The 6,413-nt window shown below is 72.6% G+C and carries 6 protein-coding genes and 1 pseudogene; 5 read left to right on the top strand and 2 right to left on the bottom strand.

The window, feature by feature from the left end; all coding sequences use genetic code 11:
* A pseudogene (locus CCN42_RS05545) lies at nucleotides 1–1,028 on the top strand (phosphohexomutase domain-containing protein); the annotation flags it as partial.
* A gap of 114 nt (nucleotides 1,029–1,142) precedes the next feature.
* Here CCN42_RS05545 and CCN42_RS05550 read toward each other — a convergent pair.
* Nucleotides 1,143–1,790, bottom strand: coding sequence for a PH domain-containing protein (locus CCN42_RS05550; RefSeq protein ID WP_086733365.1), 648 nt, complete (start codon nucleotides 1,788–1,790; stop codon nucleotides 1,143–1,145).
* A gap of 124 nt (nucleotides 1,791–1,914) precedes the next feature.
* Between CCN42_RS05550 and deoC the strand changes: the two genes are divergently transcribed.
* Genes deoC through CCN42_RS05565 form a run of 3 tightly spaced genes read left to right on the top strand, consistent with a single transcriptional unit; the run spans nucleotide 1,915 to nucleotide 5,196 of the window.
* A complete protein-coding gene (gene deoC / locus CCN42_RS05555) occupies nucleotides 1,915–2,877 on the top strand; it encodes a deoxyribose-phosphate aldolase (RefSeq protein WP_086733373.1) in 963 nt (320 codons plus the stop codon).
* 5 nt (nucleotides 2,878–2,882) lie between these two features.
* The gene (locus CCN42_RS05560; RefSeq protein ID WP_086733367.1) at nucleotides 2,883–4,319 is read left to right on the top strand and encodes an aldehyde dehydrogenase family protein; all 1,437 of its coding nucleotides are present in this window, start codon (nucleotides 2,883–2,885) and stop codon (nucleotides 4,317–4,319) included.
* Complete coding sequence (locus CCN42_RS05565) at nucleotides 4,312–5,196, top strand: aldehyde dehydrogenase family protein (protein WP_086733369.1); 885 nt, start codon at nucleotides 4,312–4,314, stop codon at nucleotides 5,194–5,196. The genes CCN42_RS05560 and CCN42_RS05565 overlap by 8 nt, the downstream gene beginning before the upstream one ends.
* Nucleotides 5,197–5,295: 99 nt before the next feature.
* Here the strand turns inward: CCN42_RS05565 and CCN42_RS05570 are convergent, their stop codons facing one another.
* Nucleotides 5,296–5,700, bottom strand: coding sequence for a hypothetical protein (locus CCN42_RS05570; RefSeq protein ID WP_086733371.1), 405 nt, complete (start codon nucleotides 5,698–5,700; stop codon nucleotides 5,296–5,298).
* A gap of 60 nt (nucleotides 5,701–5,760) precedes the next feature.
* Here CCN42_RS05570 and CCN42_RS05575 point away from each other — a divergent pair.
* Nucleotides 5,761–6,413: uridine kinase (locus tag CCN42_RS05575; RefSeq protein ID WP_086733376.1), on the top strand; the 653-nt coding region annotated here is incomplete at its 3' end.

Genomic DNA, 6,413 nt, shown 5'->3' on the forward strand with positions numbered 1-6,413 from the left:
TCGACGCCTACCTGGCCCGCACGGACGCCGTCCTCTCCCCCGGCTCGCCCCGTACGGCCCGCACGGTCTACACGGCCATGCACGGCGTCGGCAAGGACACCCTCCTCGCCGCCTTCGCCCGGGCCGGCTTCCCCGCCCCGGACCTCGTCGCCGAGCAGGCCGACCCGGACCCGGACTTCCCCACCGTGGCCTTCCCCAACCCGGAGGAGCCCGGCGCGATGGACCTCGCCTTCGCGAAGGCCCGCGAGACGGACCCCGACCTGGTCATCGCCAACGACCCGGACGCGGACCGCTGCGCCGTGGCGGTCGAGGACGACGGCCGCTGGCGCATGCTCCGCGGCGACGAGGTGGGCGCGCTGCTCGCCGCCCACCTGGTGAACCGCGGAGCCCGGGGCACCTTCGCCGAGTCGATCGTCTCCTCCTCCCTCCTCGGCCGCATCGCGGAGAGGGCGGGCCTCCCCTACGAGGAGACCCTGACGGGCTTCAAGTGGATCGCCCGCGTCGACGGCCTGCGCTACGGCTACGAAGAGGCCCTCGGCTACTGCGTCGACCCGGAGGGCGTCCGCGACAAGGACGGCATCACCGCGGCCCTGCTGATCACGGAACTCGCCTCGGTCCTCAAGGAGCAGGGCCGCACCCTGCTCGACCTCCTCGACGACCTCGCCGTGGAGCACGGCCTGCACGCCACCGACCAGCTCTCGGTCCGCGTGCAGGACCTGTCCCTCATCGCGGACGCCATGCGCCGGCTGCGCGAGCAGCCGCCGACCCGGCTCGCGGGCCTGCCGGTCACGAACGCCGAGGACCTGACCCGTGGCACGGACCGGCTCCCGCCCACGGACGGCCTGCGCTACACCCTCGAAGGTGCCCGCGTCATCGTCCGTCCGAGCGGCACGGAGCCCAAGCTGAAGTGCTACCTGGAGGTCGTCGTCCCGGTGGCCGACCACGCCGGCCTCCCGGCCGCCCGCACCAAGGCGGCACAGCTGCTGTCGGCGATCAAGCAGGACCTGTCCGCGGCGGCGGGCATCTGACACGGCGGGTGCCACGGGGAACCCCAGGGCTCCCCGTGGCACCCGCTTCGCATCTCACCGGCGCCGTCTCGCGACGCGGGCGCCCGGGCGAACCGCCACCGGCGCCCTCCGGACTCAGCCGAGCCCGAGCAGCACCCCGAGGAGCACCGCACCCGCCACCGCCGGGGCGACGATCTCGTACGCCCACCGCACGGTGACCTGCCCCTGCGCCGCCTCGGCCGTCTCCCGCGCCTCCAGCAGCTCGCGCAGCTCGTCCATGATCTGGTCGGCCTGGGCCCGTACCGGCCCCTCCGGCACGGGCCCGCCGCCGAAGCCGGCGAGCCCCCCGAGGCCGGGCCCCCGGCCGCCCCGGTCCCCGGACGGCTCCGCCGCCCGCCGCGACTCCCGCCGCGCCGCCTTCTTCCGCGCCCGCAGGGACACCGGAATGGCCCACAGCTGGTACTTCGTGCCGGACTTGGTGACGACCTCGTTGGTGTACCCGGACCGCAGGGAGGCGATCTCGCCCCAGGGCAGCACGACGAGCCGGAAGGGGTTGCGGATCCGCAGCCGGTCGTCGTTCGCGGACACGGCGGGCCGCAGCGTGAAGGCGGTGACCAGCGGCACCACCAGCAGCAGCGTCGCGAGCGCCACCCACGGCGTGCGACCGTCACCGGCGACGATCGCGTCGATGCCGAGCCACGCGGCGAGGCCGAGCAGCAGCACACCTCCGGCGATGCCCGCGGGTGACCGGTAGATCCGATCCTTGGACTCGGTGGTCGTCATGGCCCCGATTGTGCCCGACACCACCGAGAGCGCTCATACGCGGTCCCGGGGCCGCCGAACGAGCGGCCACGAGCTTCGGGGGGTGTACAGCAGCTACGCGCGTAGATATGCTCGTCTGGTGACCATGCCCACCAATGCACCCACCGCAGCTCACAGCCTCTCGGACGTCGCCGCGTCCGACAGCACGCTGCGCCGCTTCCTCCACGGGCTGCCCGGCGTCGACGCGGTCGGCCTGGAGGCACGCGCCGCTTCCCTCGGCACCCGTTCCATCAAGACGACCGCCAAGGCGTACGCCATCGACCTGGCCATCTCCATGGTCGACCTGACGACGCTGGAAGGCGCGGACACCCCGGGCAAGGTCCGGGCGCTCGGCGCCAAGGCGGTCCACCCCGATCCGACCGACCGCACCACCCCCGCGACCGCGGCCGTCTGCGTCTACCCGGACATGGTGGCCGCCGCGAAGGAGGCCGTCGCCGGCTCCTCGGTGAAGGTCGCCTCGGTCGCCACCGCCTTCCCGGCGGGCCGCGCGCCGATCGACGTCAAGCTGGCCGACGTCCGCGAGGCCATCGCCGCGGGCGCCGACGAGATCGACATGGTCATCGACCGCGGGGCGTTCCTCGCGGGGCGGTACATGAAGGTGTACGACGAGATCACCGCCGTGAAGGAGGCCTGCGGGACCGACGCCCGCCTGAAGGTCATCTTCGAGACCGGCGAGCTGTCCACGTACGACAACATCCGCCGTGCCAGCTGGCTCGGCATGCTGGCGGGCGCGGACTTCATCAAGACCTCGACGGGCAAGGTCGCGGTGAACGCCACCCCGGCGAACACCCTCCTCATGCTGGAGGCCGTCCGCGACTTCCGGGCCGCCACCGGCGTCCAGGTCGGCGTGAAGCCGGCCGGCGGCATCCGCACCACCAAGGACGCCATCAAGTTCCTGGTCCTGGTCAACGAGACCGTAGGCGAGGACTGGCTGGACAACCACTGGTTCCGGTTCGGCGCGTCCTCGCTCCTGAACGACCTGCTGATGCAGCGTCAGAAGCTGGCCACCGGCCGCTACTCCGGCCCCGACTACGTGACGGTGGACTGATCACCATGGCATCGGCATTCGCATACGCCCCCGCACCCGAGTCCCGCTCGGTCGTCGACATCGCGCCCTCCTACGGCCTCTTCATCGACGGAGAGTTCACCGAGGCGGCCGACGGCAAGGTCTTCAAGACCGTCTCGCCGTCCACCGAGGAGGTCCTCTCCGAGATCGCCCAGGCCGGCGAGGCGGACGTGGACCGCGCGGTGAGGGCCGCCCGCAAGGCCTTCGAGAAGTGGTCGGCGCTGCCCGGCGCCGAGCGCGCCAAGTACCTGTTCCGCATCGCGCGGATCATCCAGGAGCGCAGCCGCGAGCTGGCCGTCCTCGAGACCCTGGACAACGGCAAGCCCATCAGGGAGACGCGCGACGCGGACCTCCCCCTGGTCGCCGCGCACTTCTTCTACTACGCGGGCTGGGCCGACAAGCTCGGCCACGCGGGCTTCGGCGTGAACCCCCGTCCGCTCGGCGTCGCGGGCCAGGTCATCCCGTGGAACTTCCCGCTGCTGATGCTGGCGTGGAAGATCGCCCCGGCGCTGGCGGCCGGCAACACGGTCGTGCTGAAGCCGGCCGAGACGACCCCGCTGTCCGCCCTGTTCTTCGCGGACATCTGCCGCCAGGCGGGTCTGCCCAAGGGCGTCGTCAACATCCTCCCGGGCTACGGCGACGCCGGCGCCGCACTGGTCGCCCACCCGGGCGTGGACAAGGTCGCCTTCACCGGCTCCACCGCGGTCGGCAAGGAGATCGCCCGCACGGTCGCCGGCACCCGCAAGAAGCTCACCCTGGAGCTGGGCGGCAAGGGCGCCAACATCGTCTTCGACGACGCCCCCATCGACCAGGCCGTCGAGGGCATCGTGAACGGCATCTTCTTCAACCAGGGCCAGGTGTGCTGCGCGGGCAGCCGCCTGCTGGTGCAGGAGTCGATCCAGGACGAGCTGCTGGACTCCCTCAAGCGCAGGCTCTCCACCCTGCGCCTGGGCGACCCGCTGGACAAGAACACCGACATCGGCGCGATCAACTCCGCGGAGCAGCTGGCCCGGATCACCGCCCTCGCCGAGCAGGGCGAGGCGGAGGGCGCCGAGCGCTGGTCCCCGGCCTGCGAGCTGCCGGAGAGCGGCTACTGGTTCGCCCCGACGCTGTTCACGAACGTCACCCAGGCCCACACCATCGCCCGCGACGAGATCTTCGGTCCGGTCCTGTCGGTGCTGACGTTCCGCACGCCGGACGAGGCCGTCGCCAAGGCCAACAACACGCCGTACGGCCTGTCGGCGGGCATCTGGACGGAGAAGGGCTCCCGCATCCTGGCGGTGGCGAACAAGCTCCGGGCGGGCGTCGTCTGGTCCAACACGTTCAACAAGTTCGACCCGACCTCGCCGTTCGGCGGCTACAAGGAGTCGGGCTTCGGCCGCGAGGGCGGTCGGCACGGCCTGGAGGCTTACCTCGATGTCTGAGCGACTTTCCGTTCTGAAGACCTACAAGCTGTACGTCGGCGGGAAGTTCCCGCGTTCCGAGAGCGGCCGGGTGTACGAGGTGACGGACTCCAAGGGCAAGTGGCTGGCCAACGCACCGCAGTCGTCCCGCAAGGACGCCCGTGACGCGGTCGTCGCCGCCCGCAAGGCGTTCGGCGGCTGGTCCGGCGCGACGGCGTACAACCGGGGCCAGATCCTCTACCGCGTGGCCGAGATGCTGGAGGGCCGCCGGAGCCAGTTCGCGCGCGAGGTCGCGGACGCCGAGGGCCTGTCGAAGTCCAAGGCCACCGAGCAGGTCGAGGCGACCATCGACCGCTGGGTCTGGTACGCGGGCTGGACCGACAAGATCGCCCAGGTGCTCGGCGGCGCGAACCCGGTCGCGGGTCCGTTCTTCAACCTCTCCACCCCCGAGCCGACGGGCGTGGTGGCGGTGCTGGCCCCGCAGGAGTCGTCGTTCCTGGGCCTGGTCTCGGTGGTCGCCCCGGTGATCGCGACGGGCAACACGGCGGTCGTGATCGCCTCGGAGAAGTCCCCGCTCCCCGCCCTGTCCCTGGGTGAGGTGCTGGCCACCTCCGACCTGCCCGGCGGCGTGGTGAACATCCTCTCCGGCCGTACGGCGGAGATCGCGGCGCCCCTGGCCGCGCATCAGGACGTCAACGCGATCGACCTGGCGGGTGCCGACGACGCCCTGGCGAAGGAGCTGGAGATCGCCGCGGCCGACAACCTCAAGCGCGTACTGCGTCCACAGCCTGTGGATCATGCCGCGACGCCGGGCATCGACCGCATGACGGCCTTCCTGGAGACCAAGACGGTCTGGCACCCCACGGGCTCCCTGGGCGCCTCCGGCTCCTCGTACTGACCGCGTACCGGCCGCGAGACACCGGCCGCGGGGCCCACGCACGGAGAGGGCCGCGTCCGCTCCCCGTCCGGGGCGGCCGCGGCCCTCTCTCCCGTGCCGTCAGCCGCCCAGCGGCCCCGCCGCCTGCCCCACTCCCGGGATGCTCCCGACCGACTCGGCCTGGGCGACCGGGCCGGTCAGGGATCGTGAGTCCAGCGGCTGGAAGTCGGCGAACTGGGTGCCCACGCCGTTGTCCAGGGGGTCGACACCGGTGCCGGCGAGCGGGTTGGGCTTCAGGTTCGCGACCGGGCCGGCGGCATGGCCGGCCGTGCCGGCCAGGGCCTGGAACCCGGCCCGCGGGTCGATCTCGCCGAGGCCGGCCGGCCGCGAGTGCGGGACACCGGTGACCGGCTCGGTGCCGGCGGCGGCCGTCCCCGCGCCGGCACCCAGCGCCACTCCCGCGGTCGCGAGGGCGATCAGGGCGCGCCGGGCGGCGGGCTGGTGGGGGGACGCGTGTCGGGCCATGGCTGCTGCCACCTTCCGAGGACGGAGGGTAATCATGTCGACGCGAAGCGTAGTTGAGGTGTGACGCGCGCATCAAAGCCGACCCGCGGGGTCGTTGACGGGCCGCCCGATGCCTCACACTGGTGTCCCGTGAGCTCCCATCCGCCCATACCCGGCCGAGTCGTGCTGCTCTGCGGCCCCTCCGGCTCCGGCAAGTCCCTTCTCGCGGCCCGCTCCGGCCTGCCGGTGCTGCGGCTCGACGACTTCTACAAGGAGGGCACCGACCCGACGCTGCCGCTGGTGGCGGGGAGCTCCGACATCGACTGGGACCACCCCGAGTCGTGGGACGCGGACGCCGCGATCGCCGCGATCGAGGACCTGTGCCGCACCGGCCGTACGAACGTTCCCGTATACGACATCGCGCTCAGCGCCCGCACCGGCGCGGACGCCGTCGACATCGGGCAGGCCCCGCTGTTCATCGCGGAGGGCATCTTCGCCGCCGAGATCGTCGCCCGCTGCCGGGAGCTGGGTGTGCTGGCCGACGCGCTCTGCCTGAGCCGGGGCGCGGTGACGACGTTCCGCCGGCGGTTCCTGCGGGACCTCAAGGAGGGCCGCAAGTCGGTGCCGTTCCTGCTGCGCCGCGGCTGGCGGCTGATGCGCGACGAGCGGTCCATCGTGGCCCGCCAGACCGCGCTGGGCGCGTACGCCTGCGACCGGGACGAGGCGCTGCGCCG

It is taken from the genome of Streptomyces glaucescens, from assembly GCF_002154375.1.
Classification (GTDB): domain Bacteria; phylum Actinomycetota; class Actinomycetes; order Streptomycetales; family Streptomycetaceae; genus Streptomyces; species Streptomyces glaucescens.

Excerpts from the sequence above, each read along its gene's own strand:
- CCN42_RS05550 (WP_086733365.1), bottom strand. The coding sequence starts at position 1,790 with ATGACGACCACCGAGTCCAAGGATCGGATCTACCGGTCACCCGCGGGC.
- CCN42_RS05560 (WP_086733367.1), top strand. The coding sequence starts at position 2,883 with ATGGCATCGGCATTCGCATACGCCCCCGCACCCGAGTCCCGCTCGGTC.
- deoC (WP_086733373.1), top strand. The coding sequence starts at position 1,915 with ATGCCCACCAATGCACCCACCGCAGCTCACAGCCTCTCGGACGTCGCC.
- CCN42_RS05570 (WP_086733371.1), bottom strand. The coding sequence starts at position 5,700 with ATGGCCCGACACGCGTCCCCCCACCAGCCCGCCGCCCGGCGCGCCCTG.
- CCN42_RS05565 (WP_086733369.1), top strand. The coding sequence starts at position 4,312 with ATGTCTGAGCGACTTTCCGTTCTGAAGACCTACAAGCTGTACGTCGGC.